17 protein-coding genes are annotated in these 17,791 nt (G+C 72.2%); 12 read left to right on the forward strand and 5 right to left on the reverse strand.

All coding sequences use genetic code 11. The features are described 5' to 3' along the window. Positions 1 to 84: 84 nt before the first annotated feature. From AB0A90_RS32500 to AB0A90_RS32510, 3 genes are read left to right on the forward strand one after another with little or no spacing between them, the layout of a single operon-like run. Positions 85 to 1,644: a sodium:solute symporter gene (locus tag AB0A90_RS32500; RefSeq protein ID WP_357255411.1), complete on the forward strand. Its 1,560-nt coding sequence runs from the start codon at positions 85 to 87 to the stop codon at positions 1,642 to 1,644. An 11-nt stretch (positions 1,645 to 1,655) separates the two neighbouring features. Further along, on the forward strand, positions 1,656 to 2,825 hold the full coding sequence (locus AB0A90_RS32505) for an anhydro-N-acetylmuramic acid kinase (protein ID WP_357255413.1): 1,170 nt from the start codon (positions 1,656 to 1,658) through the stop codon (positions 2,823 to 2,825). 25 nt (positions 2,826 to 2,850) lie between these two features. Further along, positions 2,851 to 5,724, forward strand: coding sequence for an FAD-binding and (Fe-S)-binding domain-containing protein (locus tag AB0A90_RS32510; protein ID WP_357255416.1), 2,874 nt, complete (start codon positions 2,851 to 2,853; stop codon positions 5,722 to 5,724). 11 nt (positions 5,725 to 5,735) lie between these two features. On the opposite strand, the gene AB0A90_RS32515 is transcribed toward AB0A90_RS32510, so the two are convergent. The 4 genes from AB0A90_RS32515 to AB0A90_RS32530 all read right to left on the reverse strand — a co-directional run bounded on the left by AB0A90_RS32515 (position 5,736) and on the right by AB0A90_RS32530 (position 8,929). Beyond that, positions 5,736 to 6,452, reverse strand: coding sequence for an alpha/beta hydrolase (locus tag AB0A90_RS32515; protein WP_357255419.1), 717 nt, complete (start codon positions 6,450 to 6,452; stop codon positions 5,736 to 5,738). A 94-nt stretch (positions 6,453 to 6,546) separates the two neighbouring features. After that, entirely contained in the window at positions 6,547 to 6,897 is a 351-nt protein-coding gene (locus AB0A90_RS32520; protein WP_357255422.1) for a DNA polymerase ligase N-terminal domain-containing protein, read from the reverse strand. 43 nt (positions 6,898 to 6,940) lie between these two features. Beyond that, positions 6,941 to 8,122 carry a MalY/PatB family protein gene (locus AB0A90_RS32525; RefSeq protein WP_357255425.1) on the reverse strand — a complete coding sequence of 394 codons (1,182 nt, stop codon included), beginning with the start codon at positions 8,120 to 8,122 and terminating at the stop codon, positions 6,941 to 6,943. Between the two features lie 9 nt (positions 8,123 to 8,131). Beyond that, a complete protein-coding gene (locus AB0A90_RS32530) occupies positions 8,132 to 8,929 on the reverse strand; it encodes an antibiotic biosynthesis monooxygenase (RefSeq protein WP_357255428.1) in 798 nt (265 codons plus the stop codon). A gap of 73 nt (positions 8,930 to 9,002) precedes the next feature. On the opposite strand from AB0A90_RS32530, the gene AB0A90_RS32535 reads away from it, so the two are divergent. Further along, entirely contained in the window at positions 9,003 to 9,359 is a 357-nt protein-coding gene (locus tag AB0A90_RS32535) for a helix-turn-helix domain-containing protein (protein WP_357255431.1), read from the forward strand. On the opposite strand, the gene AB0A90_RS32540 is transcribed toward AB0A90_RS32535, so the two are convergent. Beyond that, positions 9,349 to 9,846, reverse strand: coding sequence for a hypothetical protein (locus AB0A90_RS32540; RefSeq protein WP_357255433.1), 498 nt, complete (start codon positions 9,844 to 9,846; stop codon positions 9,349 to 9,351). The genes AB0A90_RS32535 and AB0A90_RS32540 overlap by 11 nt on opposite strands. A gap of 151 nt (positions 9,847 to 9,997) precedes the next feature. Here AB0A90_RS32540 and AB0A90_RS32545 point away from each other — a divergent pair, with 151 nt between their 5' ends. The 8 genes from AB0A90_RS32545 to AB0A90_RS32580 all read left to right on the forward strand — a co-directional run bounded on the left by AB0A90_RS32545 (position 9,998) and on the right by AB0A90_RS32580 (position 17,761). Beyond that, positions 9,998 to 11,188, forward strand: coding sequence for an amidohydrolase family protein (locus AB0A90_RS32545; protein ID WP_357255436.1), 1,191 nt, complete (start codon positions 9,998 to 10,000; stop codon positions 11,186 to 11,188). A 270-nt stretch (positions 11,189 to 11,458) separates the two neighbouring features. Further along, positions 11,459 to 11,632 (forward strand): hypothetical protein, encoded by a 174-nt coding sequence (locus AB0A90_RS32550; protein WP_357255439.1) that lies wholly within the window; start codon positions 11,459 to 11,461, stop codon positions 11,630 to 11,632. After that, positions 11,629 to 12,693: an ABC transporter substrate-binding protein gene (locus AB0A90_RS32555; RefSeq protein WP_357255441.1), complete on the forward strand. Its 1,065-nt coding sequence runs from the start codon at positions 11,629 to 11,631 to the stop codon at positions 12,691 to 12,693. Before AB0A90_RS32550 ends, AB0A90_RS32555 begins: the two co-directional genes overlap by 4 nt. Then, on the forward strand, positions 12,690 to 13,526 hold the full coding sequence (locus tag AB0A90_RS32560) for an ABC transporter permease (RefSeq protein WP_357255444.1): 837 nt from the start codon (positions 12,690 to 12,692) through the stop codon (positions 13,524 to 13,526). Before AB0A90_RS32555 ends, AB0A90_RS32560 begins: the two co-directional genes overlap by 4 nt. Before the next feature lie 29 nt (positions 13,527 to 13,555). Then, a complete protein-coding gene (locus tag AB0A90_RS32565; protein WP_357255478.1) occupies positions 13,556 to 14,239 on the forward strand; it encodes an ABC transporter ATP-binding protein in 684 nt (227 codons plus the stop codon). Next, on the forward strand, positions 14,236 to 15,573 hold the full coding sequence (locus tag AB0A90_RS32570; protein WP_357255447.1) for an LLM class flavin-dependent oxidoreductase: 1,338 nt from the start codon (positions 14,236 to 14,238) through the stop codon (positions 15,571 to 15,573). Before AB0A90_RS32565 ends, AB0A90_RS32570 begins: the two co-directional genes overlap by 4 nt. A 20-nt stretch (positions 15,574 to 15,593) precedes the next feature. Further along, complete coding sequence (locus AB0A90_RS32575; RefSeq protein WP_357255450.1) at positions 15,594 to 16,637, forward strand: aldo/keto reductase; 1,044 nt, start codon at positions 15,594 to 15,596, stop codon at positions 16,635 to 16,637. Further along, complete coding sequence (locus AB0A90_RS32580; RefSeq protein WP_357255452.1) at positions 16,637 to 17,761, forward strand: LLM class flavin-dependent oxidoreductase; 1,125 nt, start codon at positions 16,637 to 16,639, stop codon at positions 17,759 to 17,761. Before AB0A90_RS32575 ends, AB0A90_RS32580 begins: the two co-directional genes overlap by 1 nt. Positions 17,762 to 17,791: the final 30 nt, after the last annotated feature.

Raw genomic sequence — 17,791 nt, forward strand, 5'->3', positions numbered from 1 at the left:
CCAGCCCGGACGCGGACTGGCAAAAAGTTTCGCGATACGCTAGACATGCGTCACTTATTGACAACCCCTGGTTGGGAGCGAGCCGTGCGTCAACTCGACCTTGTCGTGATCGTGCTGTACCTCGTGGTGATCGCCTACGTGGGACTACGCCTGTCCGGCAAACAGAAGTCCGCCAAGGACTACTTCGTGGGCGAGGGTCGACTGCCGTGGTGGACCGTCTCGTTCTCCGTCGTCGCCACCGAAACCAGCGTCCTGACCGTGATCAGCGTGCCCGGTGGCGCCTACAGCGGGCAGGGGTTCGGCAACGTCGAACTGGCCCTCGGCTACGTGATCGGTCGCGTCATCGTGGCGGCGGTGCTCATCCCGCTCTACAAGCGGGGCGGCTTCGTCAGCGCCTACCAGTACCTCGGTGAGCGGTTCGGCCTGAAACTCCAGGGTCTGGCGTCGGTCACGTTCGTCTTCACCCGCCTGCTCGCCGAGGGCGTACGGCTGTTCGCCTCGGCCATCCCCATCAAGCTGCTCCTCGACGAGTTCGGGCTGAATGTCGGCTATCAGGCGATCATCATCGTCCTGACGCTGATCACGGTGGTGTACACCTACCTCGGTGGCATCAAGGCGGTCATCTGGACCGACGCCATCCAGATGGGGCTCTACCTGGGCGGGGCGATCCTGGCCATCGGGGTGCTCAGCCACGCCGTCGGCTTCGACGGCTACTCGCAGGCGCTGGACGCCGGCAAGTTCCAGCTCTTCGACACCAACTTCACGCTCGCGCACGTGCTCACCAGCCCGTTCGCCCTGCCGACGGCGATCATCGGTGGTGCGATCTTCGCGATGGCCAGCCACGGGTCGGACCAGCTGATCGTCCAGCGCATCCTGTCCACCCGCACGCTGCGCGAGGGACAGAAGGCGATGATCTCCTCGGGCATCTTCGTGGTCATCCAGTTCGCGGCGTTCTCCCTGGTCGGCGCGCTGCTGTGGTCGTACAACAAGGGTCAGACCTTCAAGGAGCTGGGCCTGGCCAGCAGCGACAACCTCTACCCGAGCTTCATCCTGCACGCCCTGCCGGTGGGCATCTCGGGCCTGCTGGTCGCCGGCATCCTCGGCGCCGCGATGGGTTCGCTGTCCTCGGCGCTCAACTCGATGTCGAACTCCACGGTCGCGGACTTCATCCACAGCTTCTTCCGGAAGGTCCCCTCCGACGACGCGATGCTGCGGCTCGCCCGGGTGATGACCCTGGTCTGGGCGGTGCTGATGGCGGTCTTCGCCTGCGCGTTCAGCTCCAGCACCGGAAACGTCTACCTGACCGGTCTGACCATCGCCGGCTACACCTACGGGGCGCTGCTCGGCGCCTTCCTGCTCGGCCGCCTGGTCAGCCGGGCCAACCAGGTCGACGCGTTCATCGCCTTCCTCGTCACCGTGGCGGTGATGACCTACATCGTCCGCTACGTCAAGATCGACGTCACGACGGCCGGGCACACCGTCCCCACCGCCATCGCCGCGCAGTGGCTGGTGCCGATCGGCGTCCTGATCACCCTGCTGGTCGGCGCGGTGTCGAGCCGGTTCCACGCGGCCCCGGCGACGCCGTACGACCATGGACGCGCCGACGAGATCGACGACGCGGCAGAGCCCGCCGCCCGGGCCTGAAGGAGGACGTGATGCGTGTCATCGGCCTGATGTCCGGCACCTCCTACGACGGCATCGAAGCCGCCGCCGCCGAGTTCGACCTCAGCGGCGACACCCTGCGGATGCGGCCACTGGGCCGGCTCAGCCACCCGTACCCGGAGGAGCTGCGCACCCGGATCGCCGCCGCCCTACCGCCCGCGCCGACCAGCACCGAGGCGATCACGGTGTTGGACACCGGTATCGGCCAGGCCTTCGCCGAGGCCGCTGCGCGGGCGCTCGTGGAGCTGTGCGGCGGAGACGCCGACCTGGTCGTCTCGCACGGGCAGACCATGCACCACTGGGTCGACGGCGGTGTGGTCCGGGGCACCCTGCAACTGGGTCAGCCGGCCTGGATCGCGGAGGCCACCGGCCTTCCGGTCGTGGCCGACCTGCGTACCCGTGACGTCGCGGCGGGCGGCCAGGGCGCTCCCCTGGTCGCCCTCTTCGACACGCTGCTGCTGCGGGGCCTGCCCGGCGTCCCCGCCGCGCTCAACCTGGGCGGCATCGCCAACATCACCGTCGTGGCGCCGGACGCGGACCCGCTCGCGTTCGACACCGGCCCGGCCAACGCGCTCCTCGACGCCGCCGCGCGCCACTTCAGCGGCGGCACCGAGGAGTACGACCGGGACGGGCGCGGGGCGGCGGCCGGGCAGGTGGACCAGGCCCTGCTGCGGCGGCTGCTCGACGAGCCGTACTACCGGCAGCCCGGCCCGAAGAGCACCGGCAAGGAGCTGTTCCACCTGCCGTACCTGCTCGCCGCACTCGCCGACGCGCCCACGCCGGATCCGCAGGACGTCCTGGCCACGCTCACCCGGCTGACGGCGGTCACGGTGGCCGGCGCCTGCCGCGACCACGGCGTCACCCGGCTCGTCGTCTCCGGCGGCGGCGCACACAACCCGACGCTGATGCGCATGATCGCCGAGGAGCTGTCGGACGTCGACCTGTCGTCCAGCGACGACCTGGGTGTCGCGTCGGACGCCAAGGAGGCACTGGCCTTCGCGCTGCTCGGCTACCTGACCGTGCACGGGCTGCCGGGCACCCTGCCCTCGGGCACCGGCGCGCGGCACGCCTCCGTGCTCGGCAGCATCACGCCCGGCCGGCAGGCGCTGCGGCTGCCGGCGCCTGTCGACACCGCTCCGGACCGGCTGATCGTCGCCTACTGACCGCCCCTCCCGGGAGGATCCGCCCATGAGACCCGTCGTAGGAGTACCCGCGCCGACCACGGCCGGCGTCCGCGCCCGCGAGGTCGCCGAGCTGTTGCGCTCACGCCTCGATGATCCGAGCCGGGCCAGCACCGAGCTGCCCCGCAGGCTGGCGGCGGCGCACGACGCCTCGCCGTACCTGTTCGAGCCGCAGGCCGTGGTGCGCGCCGCCTCGGCGGCCGAGGTGGGGGCGCTGATGGCGGGTGCCCGGGAGGCTCGTGTCCCGCTGACCCTGCGCGGCGGCGGCACCAGCCTCGCCGGGCAGGCCGGCGGGGCGGGCGTGCTCGTCGACGTCCGGACCGACTGGCGGCACGCCGAGGTGCTCGACGACGGCCGCCGCATCCGGCTCCAGCCGGGCCTCACGATCCGGCAGGCCAACGCCCGGCTGGCCCGCTACGGCCGCCGGCTCGGCCCGGACCCGGCCAGCGAGGCCGCCTGCACGGTGGGTGGCATGGTGGCCAACAACTCCAGCGGGATGACCTGCGGCACCACCGACAACGCGTACCGCACCATGGAGTCGTTGCGCTTCGTCCTGCCCTCCGGCACCGTCGTCGACTCCGCCGCGCGCGACGCCGACGACCGGCTGCGGGCCGACGAGCCGGAGCTGTACGCCGGGCTGCTGCGCCTGCGCGACCGGGTGCGCTCGGCGCCGGACTCCCGCGCCACGATCGAGCGGCTGTTCGCCATGAAGAACACCATGGGGTACGGGCTGAACTCCCTGCTCGACCACGACAGCCCGGCCGACATGCTCGCCCACCTGATGATCGGCAGCGAGGGCACCCTGGGCTTCGTGGCCGAGGCCGTCTTCCGGACCGTCGAGATCCACAAACACGCCGCCACCGGACTGCTGATCCTGCCGGGTCTCAGCGCCGCCACCGACGCGCTGCCCGCCCTGCTCGCCGTGGGTGCGCGTACCGCCGAACTGCTCGACGCGGCCGCGTTGCGGGTCAGCCAGCGCGACCCCGACGCGAGCGCGGCCCTGCGCGGGCTGACGGTCGCCGGGCATGCCGCGCTGCTCGTGGAGTTCGCCGAGGACAGCGCGGAACGCCTGGCCGCGACCCTTGCCGAGGCCCAGCCCGTGCTCGACCGGCTGCCCGCCGTCACCGGCACCGCACTGACCCACGACCCCCGCGAACGGGCCAAGCTCTGGCACCTGCGCAAGGGCCTCTACACGGCGGTCGCCGGTGCCCGCGAGCCCGGCACCACGGCCCTGCTGGAGGACATCGCGGTGCCGATGCCGCGCCTGACCGGCACCTGCGACGGGCTGATCGACCTGTTCGACAGGCACGGCTACCCGGACGCGGTGATCTTCGGACACGCCCGCGACGGCAACCTGCACTTCATGCTGACCCAGTCCTTCGACACACCTGCCGAGATCGACCGCTACGCCCGGTTCACCGACGACATGGTCGACCTCGTGCTCGGCGAGGGGGGCACCCTCAAGGCCGAGCACGGCACCGGCCGGGCCATGGCCCCCTTCGTCCGCCGCCAGTACGGCGACGAGCTGTACGACGTGATGCGCGACCTCAAGCGGCTGTGCGACCCCAGCGGCCTACTCAACCCCGGTGTGCTGCTCAACGACGACCCGACCGTGCACCTGCGGCAGCTCAAGGCCGTCCCGACGGTCGACCCCGAGCTGGACGCCTGCGTCGAGTGCGGCTACTGCGAGCCGGTCTGCCCCACCGCCGACGTCACCACCACGCCCCGGCAGCGCATCGTCCTGCAACGGCAGATCGCCCTCGCCACCGCCGCCGGCGACGAGGAGCGCCGCCGGGAGTTGACGGCCGACTACGCGTACGCGGCGGTGGACAGTTGCGCCGCGGACAGCCTCTGCGTCACCGCCTGCCCGGTCGGCATCGACACCGGCGCGGCGATGAAGCGGCTGCGCGCCGAACGGCACAGCCCTGCCGCCCAGCGCACCGCCCGCGGCGTCGCCCGGCACTGGAAGGGTGCCGTGACCGGTGTCCGCCTGGGGCTGACCGCCGCACACGCCGTGCCGACACCGTTGACCCGCGCCGCCACCGGGGTGATCCGTGGGCTCGGCGCCACCGAGCTGGTGCCACAGTGGAGCGACGACATGCCGCGTGCCGGCGCTCCCCGCCCCCGACCCCGCAACGCGCCGGACGCCCAGGCGGTGTTCTTCGCGGCCTGCGTGGGCAGCCTCTTCGCGCCGGAGGACGGTCCGGCCGGCGGCGCGGCGGCGGCGTTCCTGCGCCTGTGCGAGCTGGCCGGCGTGCCGGTCGTCGTGCCGGCCGGCACGGCGGGCCTGTGCTGCGGAACGCCGTGGCAGTCCAAGGGCTATCCGGCCGGTCACCGCGAGATGGCCGAGCGGACCCTCGCCACGCTGTGGGAGGCCAGCGACCAGGGCCGCCTGCCCGTCGTGTGTGACGCGTCGTCCTGCACGCACGGGCTGACGCAGCTGACCGCCGCCCTGGCCGAGGAGGACCGGGCGCGGTACGACGCCCTGCGGTTCGTCGACAGCGTCACGTTCACCGCCGAGCACCTCCTGCCAGCGCTGCCGGAACCCCGCCGGCTGGGCTCGCTGGCCCTGCACCCCACCTGCTCCACGGTGCACCTGGGCGGCAGCGACGACCTGCACACGGTGGCCCAGGCCGTCGCCGACACGGTGACCGTGCCGGACAGTTGGGGATGCTGTGCCTTCGCCGGCGACCGGGGAATGCTGCATCCCGAGGTGACCGCGAGCGCCACCGCCGCCCAGGCCGCCGAGGTCAACGAGCGCGACCACGACGCGTACGCCTCCTGCAACCGCACCTGCGAGATGGGCATGAGCCGGGCCACCGGGCAGCCGTACCGGCACGTGCTCCAGGTCCTCGTCGAGGCGGTCGAGCCGCCCGCGTAGCCGCGGTCGGGTCAGCCGCCCACGCCCCGGACCGCCTCGATGATCGTCTCGGTGACCTCGCTCGGCCGGGCCACCACCATGGCGTGCGAACCGCCGGCGACCTCACGCTGGCCCCGCGGTTGGGCGCGCTCGGCCATGAACCGGTGCGCGGCGACCGGGATGTTGTTGTCGGAGTCCCCGAACACGAACCAGCTGGGCAGCGATCGCCACGCCGGGTCGCCGGCGAGCCCGTCACCCAGCGCCTTCTCGGTGATCGGCCGCTGCGTGCGGGCCATCTGCGCGGCGACGTCGGCCGACACGTCCGCGACGAACTGCTGGTGGTAGGCGTCCTGGCCGATCGCCACCTCGTTGCCGCCGGACGAGAGCGGGTACTTCACCAGCGTGTCCGCGAGCGTGCTGCCGGGGAACTGCCCGGACAGCGACAGCCCCGACTCGCCGGTGTCCGGGGCGAACGCGTTGACGTACACGAGGGCTCGCACCAGTGGTTCGTCGGCAGCGGCCTGCGTGATCACCATGCCACCGTAGGAGTGTCCGACGAGGATGACCGGGCCGCCGATCCCGCGTACCACGTCCCGTAGGTAGGCGGCGTCGCCGGCGACCTCCCGCAGCGGGACGGCGGCGGCCACCGAGTCGTACGCGGCACCCAGCCGCTCGATCACGCCGTTCCAGCTCGCCGACTCGGCGAACGCCCCGTGGGCGAGAACGATTGTGGGCTGCGGATCAGACATAACACGCACTCCCTTACTCCGTGACGCTGTTCCACCCACGGCCGCGCCGGTGCGCCTGAATACCCGTCCCGCGAGGCCGAAACATCCGGCCCTCTCACCCGTCCGCGGGCTGCTCCTTCGTCAGGTGCAGCAGCCACCCCTCGGCCGTGCGGATGAGCGCGTACCGCCGTCGACCGGCGCGGCCGTGCAACGTGAACAGCAGTCGGCGGTCGTCGCGGTCGTGCTCCTCCCAGGTGCCGATGTCGGCGATCGACTTGTCCGCGTCCTCGTAGGTGAGGTGATCAAGGTGGTGGTCCGCCACGGCGATCGCGAGCCGGTTGGCGCGGGGACTGTCCGGCAGGCCGCGGGGCACCGCCCAGGAACGCAGCACGCCGGCCTCCTCGAGCCGCAGGTCGAAGTGCGGTCGGGGCCGGCGGTGGTGGTGCAGCACGAAGGCAGGTGGCACGCCGACAATTGTCGCCGCCCAGGCGCGCTCCCGGTGCCGTGATCTACCCGGCGACGGCGGTCGCCATCCGGCGTACCGCCTCGGTGATCAGCTCCGGTGCGGTGGCCAGGTTCAGCCGGACGTGCCCGTCGCCGCCGCTGCCGAAGGCCGGACCCGAGTTGAGCGCCACCCGGCCACGGTCGAGGAACACGGCGGCGGGATCGTCGCCGAGGCCGAGGGCGCGGCAGTCCAGCCAGGCGAGGTACGTGGCCTGCCCGGGTCGGTAACGGATGGCCGGCAGGTGCTCGCTGAGCAGCGCGGCGAGAAGCCGGCGGTTGTCGTCCAGGCCGGTCAGCAGGGCGTCGAGCCACTCGCCGCCGTCGCGGAAGGCGGCGGTGTGCGCGATCACGCCGAGGTGGCTGGTGCTGACGCTGGCATCGAACGGGACGCGGACGAGATCGGTGGCCGCGGCCGGGCCGGCGATGAGCAGCGCACCGCGCAGGCCGGCCAGGTTCCATCCCTTGGAGGCCGACATGAGCGACAGGCCGTTCTCCGCGCCGGGCACCGAGAGGTACGGCACGAACCGCGCTCCCCCACCCACCACGGGAGCGTGGATCTCGTCGGCGACCACCCGCACCCCGTGTCGCTCGGCCAGGCTGGCGACGGCGGCCAGCTCGTCGGCGGTGTGCAGGACGCCGGTCGGGTTGTGCGGGCTGCACAGCAGGTACGCGGCCGGTCGCCCCCCGGCCCGGGCCTGGCGGAACGCGTCCTCCAGCGTGCCGAGGTCGAGCCGCAGGTCAGCGCCGAGCGGCGCCTCCACGATCCGACGGTCGGCGTGCGCCACGAACTCGTAGAACGGCGGGTAGACCGGGCAGTTGACGACCACGGCGTCGCCCGGCCCGGTGACCAGCCGCAGCGCCTCCACGACACCGTGCATCACGTCGGGCACCAGCGCGGTGCGCTCCACCGCCAGCCCGTCCCACCCCCACCGCCGCCGGGCGAACTCCGCCAGCGCCTGCGGGTACGCCGTCCCGGCGGTGTAGCCGGTGTCGCCGCGCGCGACCGCGTCGGTGATCGCCGCCGCGACCGGCTCGGCCAGTGGCACGTCCATCTCCGCGACCCAGAGCGGCAGCACGTCGTCGGGGTACTCCCGCCACTTGAGGCTCGTCCGTTCGCGGAGCTGATCGATCGTGAGCTGGCGAAGGGGGTTCATCGAGTCTCGGGTACCGCTCAGCACGCCGCTCATCGCCGAAGCCTATTCCGCTCCCCGCGTGCCGGCGGGCCGCGGACCCTCCTGGTAGGGCGGAGCGACCCCCCAGCCCCAGCGTGGTACCGGTGCCTGCCGGATCGGGTCCGCGCCCGGTTGGGAGTTGCGTACCGCCAACCGGGTTCCCCATTCGAGGTAGCCCGTGAAGGCGGCGCGGAACTCCGGGTCGTCGGGCAGGCCGACCTCGTCGGCGGCGTCCATCATGAGGTTGACCCACCGCCGACGCTGGGCCTCGCTGATCGCCCGGCCCAGGTGCTGGCCGAGCATGTGGCGGTAGCCGCCGCGCTCGGCGGTGTAGGTGGCCGGGCCGCCGAAGACCTCGGCCAGCCACATCGCCACATGGTGGGCGTGCGCCGGATCCATGCGCGCGAAGATCGGTGCGAGCAGGTCGTCGGAGCGGACCAGGCGGTAGAAGGCAGCGCAGAGCCGCCCGAACGCGTCGACACCACCGGCCCACTCGTACAGGCTCGGCGGTGCGGCGCCACCAGACCCGGAAATCCCGGTCGGGCGGTAGTGCCGCATCTCCTCGATGTCCTCGACGTACGGCCTGATCGCGGCGAAGAACCGCCCGAACACCGGGCCACCCCGAAACCCCCTGAGGTGCTCGTCCACCGACGTCCAGCGGATGCGCAGCACGTAGGTGGCAGGGTCGTCCAGGCAGCGGCTCAACTCGTAGTCCACGCACTGCGGCGCGGCGCGGAGCGCGACCGCGGCCCGCTCGTACGCCGCCTCGAAGCCGTCCAGCCGCTCCTGCGGCACGCGGTACCTGATGTACTCGATGACCATGGGCACAGCCCAACACCCGCAGCGACGGCGATCAAGTACGCACCATCTGGTGCGTGCCCCGAGGGAGGCCACGATGCCCAAGCGTTACCACTGCCCGGTGGAGTTCGCCGTCGACGTCATCGGCGGCAAGTGGCGGCCGGTGATCCTGGCCCACCTCAAGGAGGGCGTACACCGCTATGGCGAACTGCGCCGCCGGATGCCGGGGGTCAGCGAGAAGATGCTGACCCAGCGTCTGCGCGAGTTGGAGGCCGACGGGCTCATCCTGCGGCACGACCGCGAGACCAACCCGCCGCACGTCGAGTACCGGCTCACCGAGGAAGGACTCAGCCTCGCCCCGGTGTTGCAGGCCCTCTACGACTGGGGCACCGCACGGGCCGCCCGCACCGGCACCGCCATCGACGAACCCGCTGCCGGTGCCGTCAGTCGCTGAGACCGAGGTGCAGCAGCCACACCCGGTCGTCGCGACGGACGACGAGGTCGACGTAGACGCCTTCGTACCACTGTCTGGTGTCGACGGTGAGCTCCCAGGACTGCACGGAGCCCGGCCAGAGTCGCCGCAGCAGCGCCACGACCCAGCCGGCGACCGCCTCGGCCAACTGCCGGGCCGGCATCTTCTCGGCCCACGCGTACGCCGGCTCCCCGGGGAGGAACAGTCCGGGTAGCGCCGCGTCGACAAGCGCGGGCCAGGAGCTGACCGGCGCCAGCCGGGATACCGCGCAGTCCTTCGGCAACAGGGCGTTCACCCCGGTGGTCACGTCGCCCAGCAGCGGTCCGCTGGTGAGGGTGAACGTGCAGACGTGGTTGATCCCGACCAGCAGATCCTCCAGAAACCGCAACGCGCGGTCGACCATCTCCGGGATCTCGTCCGCTGTCGCGTCCCTCACCGCCTGCAGCGCGGTCCAGTCGAATGCCGTCACGTCGGCCAAGGTTAGTGAATCCGACACCGGTCCTCGATCCGGAGTGGCCGAGCCTTCGCACGTGCCACGGTTCCGCCCGTCGGAGCGGGTACTCGCGCGGCGTCGTCAGCTGAGAGCCTGACCGGGATGGTGCAACCCACGGGGAGGGTCAATGGCACGGCACGCGGTCCGGGCGGCGCGGATGTTCGACGGTGAGCGGCTCGTGGACGGAGGGGTGCTCGTCCTACTGGACGACGGCCGCGTCGTCGACGTGCACCGGGGTTGGGCCGAGGCGCCGGAAGGCTGGCCGGTGCGTGAGGGGCCGGACGCCACGGTGCTGCCCGGCCTGGTCGACGCGCACGTGCACCTGTGCGCCGACGCCGGGCCCGACGCGCTCGGCCGGCTCGCCGAGCGTCCCGAGCCGGACCTCGACGGGGTCGTCGAGGCATCCCTGCGTGCGCACCTGGCGGCGGGCGTCACCACCGTCCGCGACCTGGGTGACCGCCGGGACGCCGTGCTGCGCTGGCGGGACCGGGAGGGACGCGACGACCTGCCGACGGTGGTGGGGTCGGGCGCGCCCGTCACCAGCGTCGGCGGACACTGCTGGTCACTGGGAGGCGAAGCGAGCGGCGTCGACGGGATCCGCGAGGCCGTGCGCCTGCGGGCGGAGGCCGGCGCCGACCTGGTGAAGGTCATGGCCAGCGGCGGGGTGTTCACTCCCGGCACCGACACGACCCGGCCGCAGTTCAGCGACCAGGAGCTGACCGCCGCGCTGACCCAGGCACACGATCTCGGCCTGCCGGTGACCGCGCACGCCCACGCGCTCGGCGCGGTCGAGCAGGCGGTGCGCGTCGGCGTCGACGGCATCGAGCACTGCACGTGCGTCACCACGACCGGCGCCCACGTCCCCGACGAGCTCGCGGACCGCCTGGCCGCGTCCGGCGTGGCGGTCTGCGCCACGCTCGGCACGGACCCGGCCGTGGTGACACCGCCGGAGGTGGTGGCGATGGCGGCGCGCGCCGGGCTCAGCGAGGCCATACTGCGCGACGGCGTCGCCACCCTGCATCGGGCCGGGGTCCGCCTGGTGGCCGGCTCGGACGCGGGTCTCGGCCCCGCCAAGCCGCACGGGATCCTCCCGGAGACGCTCATCGAGTACGTCGGGTGCGGCATCCCCGCCGCCACCGCACTGACCGCGGCCACCTCGGTCGGCGCCGAGGTGTGTGGCCTGGGGCGGCGCAAGGGCCGTATCCGCGTCGGATTCGAGGCTGATCTGCTGGTCGTGGACGGCGATCCGACGGACGACATCACCGTGCTGCGCCGCCCGCTGGCCGTGTACCGCGCCGGCGTTCCGCTGGGCGGCTGAGCGAATCCGTCGATGGGTTGGCGTCGCAGCCGTCGTGTCCCAGCGCGTGAAATCCTAGTTGACACATAGGAATTGTGGGTTAGCGTCGTATCCATGACCAGCCAGCACACCCTGCTTCGGGGCACCGCCATCGCGGTGTCGCGGGGATGCTGCCGTGGCTGGACCGCCGCCTGCGGCTGCTGCCGCTGAGCGAGCGTTACCCGCTTCTTCCATCCGCGGCGCCGCCGGCTCGACGACGACCGGCAGCCGTTCCCTCCACCCGATCAACGGATGCGCGCCGAGCCGGTCACCTGGCTTCTGTCGCGTCACCCAGCGCTGCCCGCTGGTGGCCACGCGATCGTGCTCGCCGAGCCGCTGATCGGCAGTCCCGGCGACGACGCCGCCCCTCGAGCACGTGGGGTGCTGCCCCCGTCCCGCAACCAGCCACGAAGGAGTCGTACGTGAGATCACCATCCCTCCTGGATCGACGGGCGTTCCTGTCCGCCACCCTCGGCGCGGTCACGCTGGGCCTGACCGCCTGCGCCGGCGACGAGACACCCGCCGTGGCCCTGGCCGCCGGCGAGCCACTGCCGGAGGTCGTGCCGAAGGGCACCAAGCTCGTCATCGGGGACAAGGAGCACCAGAAGGCGATCGAGTTCTCCGGGGAGGCGGAGAAGCTGTCCTTCACCGTGGAGTGGGCGAACATCAGCGGCGGCCCGCAGACCCTGGAGGCGTTCCGCGCGAAGGCGGTGGACCTCGGCTCGGTGGCGGACATCCCCCCGATCCACTCGCACTGGACCGGCATCCCCACGAAGATCGTCGCCTCGAAGTACCGCCAGGACCCGCTCAACCACGCCATCTACCGCCTCGGCATCGCACCCGGCGTCACGGTCGCCACCCTCGCTGACCTCCGTGGGAAGAAGATCGCGTACAGCCCGGGGCAGGCGCAGGGAGCGCTGGTGCTGCGGGTACTCCACAAGGCCGGCCTCAGCAAGAAGGACGTCAAGCTGGTCGAGCTGCCGAGCACGGGCGACGTCTACGGGACAGCGCTCGCCAGCCGCCAGGTCGAGGTGGCCCCGATCGGCGGCGTGCAGATCAAACGCTACGAAAGCAAGTACGGCCGGGACGGCGCGACCGCGATCTCGCACGGACTGCGCGACGACCCCGGACACCTGTACGCGCCGGTCACCGTGCTCGGCGACCCGGCCAAGGCGGCGGCGATCCGCGAGTACGTGCAGGCGTGGGCGCGGGCCTGGCGGTGGCGCGAGGCCAACCCGGACGAGTGGATCGAGCGGTACTACGTCAAGGACCAGGGCCTGACCACCGACGACGGCAGGTGGCTGGTCGAGAACGGCGGCGTGGCCGACATCCCGTCCAGCTGGACGGAGGCCATCGGCCGGCACCAGGAAACCATCGATCTGCTGGCCAAGGAGACGGGCAACAAGCCCCTCCGGGCCGAGGACCTGTACGACCGACGGTACGAAGCCGTGGGCGCGCAGGCACTGACCGTGGGAGGTGCCAAGTGACAGTCCTGACACTGATCCGGCCTCGGCCGCCCGCCACCGTCGCCGCCCGGCGCCCGCGGCGTCGGCTGAAGCCGGGTCGCCCCATCCCGTACGGGGCGGCGATCGGTCCGTTCCTGCTCCTGGCGGTGTGGGCGGCCGGTTCGGCAGGCGGGTGGATCGATCCCCGTACCCTCTCGGCGCCCTGGACCGTGGTGACGACGGCGGGTGACCTCATCGCCGACGGGCGTCTTCAGGACAACCTGGTCGTCTCGGCGCAGCGCGCCGGCCTGGGCCTCGCCCTCGGCACCGTCATCGGCACCGTGCTGGCGGTGCTCGCGGGCCTGAGCCGGTGGGGTGAGGCCATCCTCGACGGCCCGATCCAGATCAAGCGGGCCATCCCGGCCCTCGCGCTGATCCCGCTGCTCGTCCTCTGGTTCGGCATCGGCGAGCAGATGAAGGTCATCACCATCACGCTCGGCGTGTTCGTCCCCGTCTACATACATACCCACAACGGGCTGCGCACCATCGACAGCCGGTACGTCGAGCTGGGCGAGTCGCTGCGACTGCGGCGGACCGCCTTCATCCGCCGGATCGTGCTGCCCGGAGCGCTGCCCGGCTTCCTGCTGGGCATGCGGTTCGCGGTCGTCGGGGCGTGGCTGTCCCTGGTGGTCGTCGAGCAGATCAACTCGACGAGCGGCATCGGCTACATGATGGAACTGGCCCGCGAGTACGGCCAGACCGACGTGATCATCGTCGGACTCGTGCTGTACGGACTGCTCGGGTTGCTGTCCGACGGTGCCGTCCGACTCGTGCAGAGGAGGGCCCTGTCGTGGCGACGCACCATGGCGGACTGACCGCCACCCGTACCGTCCGGGTCGAGGGGTTGATCCGCGGCTTCGGGGATCGGGCCGTCCTGGACGGGTTCGACCTGGAGATCGAAGAGGGCGAGTTCGTCGCGCTGCTGGGCCGCAGCGGCTCGGGCAAGAGCACCCTGCTGCGGGCGCTCGCCGGCCTGGACGGCGACGCCACCGGCACGGGCCTGGTCGACGTACCGGAGAACTCCTCGGTCGTCTTCCAGGACGCCCGGCTGCTGCCCTGGCAGCGGGTGCTGGACAACGTCGTGCTCGGCCTGCGCGGGCCGGACGCCCACCAGCGCGGCCAGGCGGCACTGGCCGAGGTCGGCCTGGCGGGGCGGGAGCGGGCCTGGCCGAACGAGCTTTCCGGTGGCGAGCAGCAGCGGGTGGCCCTGGCCCGGGCGCTGGTGTCCGAGCCGAACCTGCTGCTCGCCGACGAGCCGTTCGGTGCGCTGGACGCGCTGACCCGCCTACGCATGCACGGACTGCTGCGTGAGTTGTGCGCCCGGCACCGGCCCACGGTCCTGCTCGTCACCCACGACGTGGACGAGGCGATCACGCTGGCCGACCGGGTGCTGCTGCTCGACGCCGGCCGGATCGCCGTCGACCTCGCCATCGACCTGCCGGCGCCCCGCTCGTACCGGCAACCGCAATTCCTCGCGTACCGCGAGACCCTGCTCCGCGCACTCGGCGTCGACCCGACGGAGGGATGACCATGCTGCACCTCAACGCGTTCCTGATGGGCGTCGGCCACCACGAGGCGGCCTGGCGGCTGCCGGAGAGCGACCCGTTCGCGCAGACCGACGTCGAACACTTCACCCGCCTGGCGCGCATCGCCGAGCGCGGCAAACTCGACTCGCTCTTCCTCGCCGACAGCCCGGTGCTTTGGAACAGCATCGGCCGGCGGCCGGCGGGCACGCTCGAACCGACCGTGCTGCTCACCGCGCTGGCCGGCGCGACCCGCCACATCGGGCTGATCGCGACCGCCTCGACGACGTACAACGAGCCGTTCAACCTGGCCCGCCGGTTCGCGTCGCTGGACCACATCAGCGGCGGCCGCGCGGGGTGGAACGTCGTCACCACCGCCGGCGTGGATGCCGCCCGCAACTTCAACCTGGACGAGCTGCCCGCCCACCGGGACCGGTACGAGCGAGCCGCCGAGTTCCTGGAGGTCTCGCTGAAACTCTGGGACAGCTGGGACGACGACGCCCCACTCGGCGACAAGGACGCCGGCCGGTGGGGCGACGACGACCTGCTCTACCCGCCCCGCCACGTCGGACGGCACTTCCGGGTGGCCGGCCCGCTCAACGTGCCCCGCTCACCGCAGGGCTACCCGCTGCTGGTGCAGGCCGGGTCGTCCGAGGACGGCAAGGAGTTGGCCGCCCGGTATGCCGAGGCCGTCTTCACCGCCCAGCAGACACTCGCTGAGGCGCAGGAGTTCTACCGCGACCTCAAGCGACGTGCCGCGCAGGTCGGCCGCGACCCGGACAGCGTCAAGATCCTGCCCGGCATCGTGCCGGCGGTCGCCCCCACCGAGGCGGAGGCCCGCGCGCTGGAGGAGGAGCTGGATCGGCTGATCAGACCCGAGTACGCGAGAGCCCAGCTCGCCACCACGCTGCGGGTCGCCCCGGAGGACCTCGACCTGGACAAGGAACTGCCCGCCGACCTGCCCAGCGAGGACGAGATCCAGGGTGCCAAGAGCAGGTACACGCTCATCGTCACCCTGGCCCGGCGGGAACGCCTGACCGTACGCCAGCTCATCGGCCGACTCGGCGGCGGACGCGGGCACCGCACCTTCGCCGGCACGCCGGAGCAGGTCGCCGACGCCATCGAGGAGTGGTACCGCAGCGGCGCCGCCGACGGCTTCAACATCATGCCGCCGGTGCTGCCGTCCGGGCTGGAGACGTTCGTCGACCACGTCGTGCCGATCCTCCAGCGCCGGGGCCTGTTCCGCACCGAGTACACCGGCACCACCCTGCGCGACCACTACGGGCTGCCCCGCCCGGTCAACCAGTCCGCACGGCGGCTCGCCGCCGCTTCCCACTGACCACCTGGAGAGGACGAACGATGGTGGAGCAACGACCCTTCGGGCGCACCGGCGTACGAATCAGCTCGCTGACGCTGGGCGCGATGAACTTCGGTCAACGGGGGAACCCCGACCACGAGGACGGCATCCGGATCATCCATCGAGCCCTCGACGCGGGCATCAACGCCATCGACACCGCCGACGTCTACTCGCACGGCGAGTCGGAGGAGATCGTCGGCAAGGCGCTCGCCGGTGGGCGTCGTGACGAGGTCTTCCTCGCCACCAAGTTCCACGGCCAGGTGGGCGACAACCCGCAGCACCGGGGCAACTCCCGCCGCTGGATCGTCCAGGCGGTGGAGCACAGCCTGCGTCGGCTGGGCACCGACTGGATCGACCTGTACCAGGTGCACCGGCCGGAGCCGGACACCGACTTCGACGAGACCCTGGGCGCGCTCACCGACCTGGTCCGCCAGGGCAAGATCCGCTACATCGGCTCCTCCACGTTCGAGCCGTCGGCCATCGTGGAAGGTCAGTGGCTCGCGGAGCGGCGCGGCCGGGAGCGGGTGGTCAGCGAGCAGCCGCCGTACTCGATCCTGGCCCGCGGGATCGAGCGCGAGGTGCTGCCGGTGGCGCAGCGCTACGGGCTGGCGGTGATCCCGTGGAGCCCGCTGGCCGGCGGTTGGCTCTCCGGGCGCTACCACGGCAAGCTCGACGCCCCGATCTCCCGCCGGGCCGACCGGCTCCCCGCGCGGTTCGACCCGACCCGCCCGGCCAACGCCGCCAAGCTCACCGCCGTCGACAAGCTGGCCGCCCTCGCCGACGAGGCCGGGTTGTCGTTGATCCACCTGGCTGTCGCGTTCGTCCTGGAGCACCCGGCCGTCACGTCGGCGATCATCGGCCCGCGCACGCTCACCCATCTGGAGTCACAGCTCGGCGCGGCCAAGGTGACCCTGTCCCGCGACGTGCTGGACCGCATCGACGCCATCGTGCCGCCGGGCACCACCCTGAACCCCGCCGACGCCGGCTACCAACCACCGTCGCTGACCGACCCGGCACAACGGCGTCGCGGCGGAGGGAACGGCTGATGAGCGCGAAGTTTCTCTGGTACATCCCCAACCAGGTCGAACCCGGCCACCGCGGGGACGACGTCGTCCAGCACCACAACAGTCTGGACACCCTGACCGGTCACGCCCGGGCCATCGAGCAGCACGGGTGGGCCGGTGCGCTCATCGGCACCGGCTGGAGTCGCCCCGACACCTTCACCGTCGCCGCCGCGCTGGCCGCCCGCACGACGACATTCCAACCACTGATCGCGATCCGGCCCGGCTACTGGCGTCCGGCCCACTTCGCCGCTGCCGCCGCGACGCTGGACCACCTCACCCAGGGGCGGGTGCTGATCAACATCGTGTCGGGCAAGGACAACCTGGCCGCGTACGGCGACACCGACGGCGACCAGGCCGCACGGTACGCCCGGACCAGGGAGTTCATCCAGATCGTGCGCCGCCTGTGGACCGACGACACCGTCACCTACCGCGGCGAGCACTTCAGCGTCACCGACTCGACGCTCGGGCCCCGACCGGTCGTCCGGGGCGAGCGCCGGCACCCACCGCTGTACTTCGGCGGTGCCTCGGCCGCCGCCGAGGAGGTGGCCGCCACCGAGGCCGACGTCCAGCTCTTCTGGGGCGAGCCGCTCGACGGCGTGGCCGAGCGGATCGATCGGCTGCGGCAGCTCAGCGACAAGCTGGGGCGCGAGCACGCCCCGTTGGAGTTCGGGCTGCGGGTCACCACGCTGGTCCGGGACACCACCGACCAGGCGTGGGCCGACGCCGAGGCGAAGGTTGCCCAGCTGGCAAGCCGCAACGGCGGCATCGAACGCAACCCGCACTGGCAGGCCGCAGTAGGCCAGCGGCGGTTGCTCGACCTCGCCGCGCGCGGCGAGGTGCTCGACGACAACCTGTACACCGCTCCCGGCAGGTACGGCGGCGGCGGGGCCGGCACCACCTGGTTGGTCGGGTCGGCCGAGGACGTGGCGCAATCACTGCGCAGGTACCAGCGTCTCGGCATCACGCACTTCGTGCTCTCCGACACGCCCTACCTCCCGGAGATCGACCGCCAGGGCACGCAGCTCCTGCCCCTGCTGCGGGAAGGGGCGATCGACGCCCGCCGGACCAGCACGCGGGACCGGGGCGCGGTACCGGCGGTCAGCTGAACCCGATCACCCGCAGTGCGGCCCGGTCGG

This window comes from Micromonospora sp. NPDC049204 (genome assembly GCF_040647935.1).
Taxonomy (GTDB): domain Bacteria; phylum Actinomycetota; class Actinomycetes; order Mycobacteriales; family Micromonosporaceae; genus Micromonospora.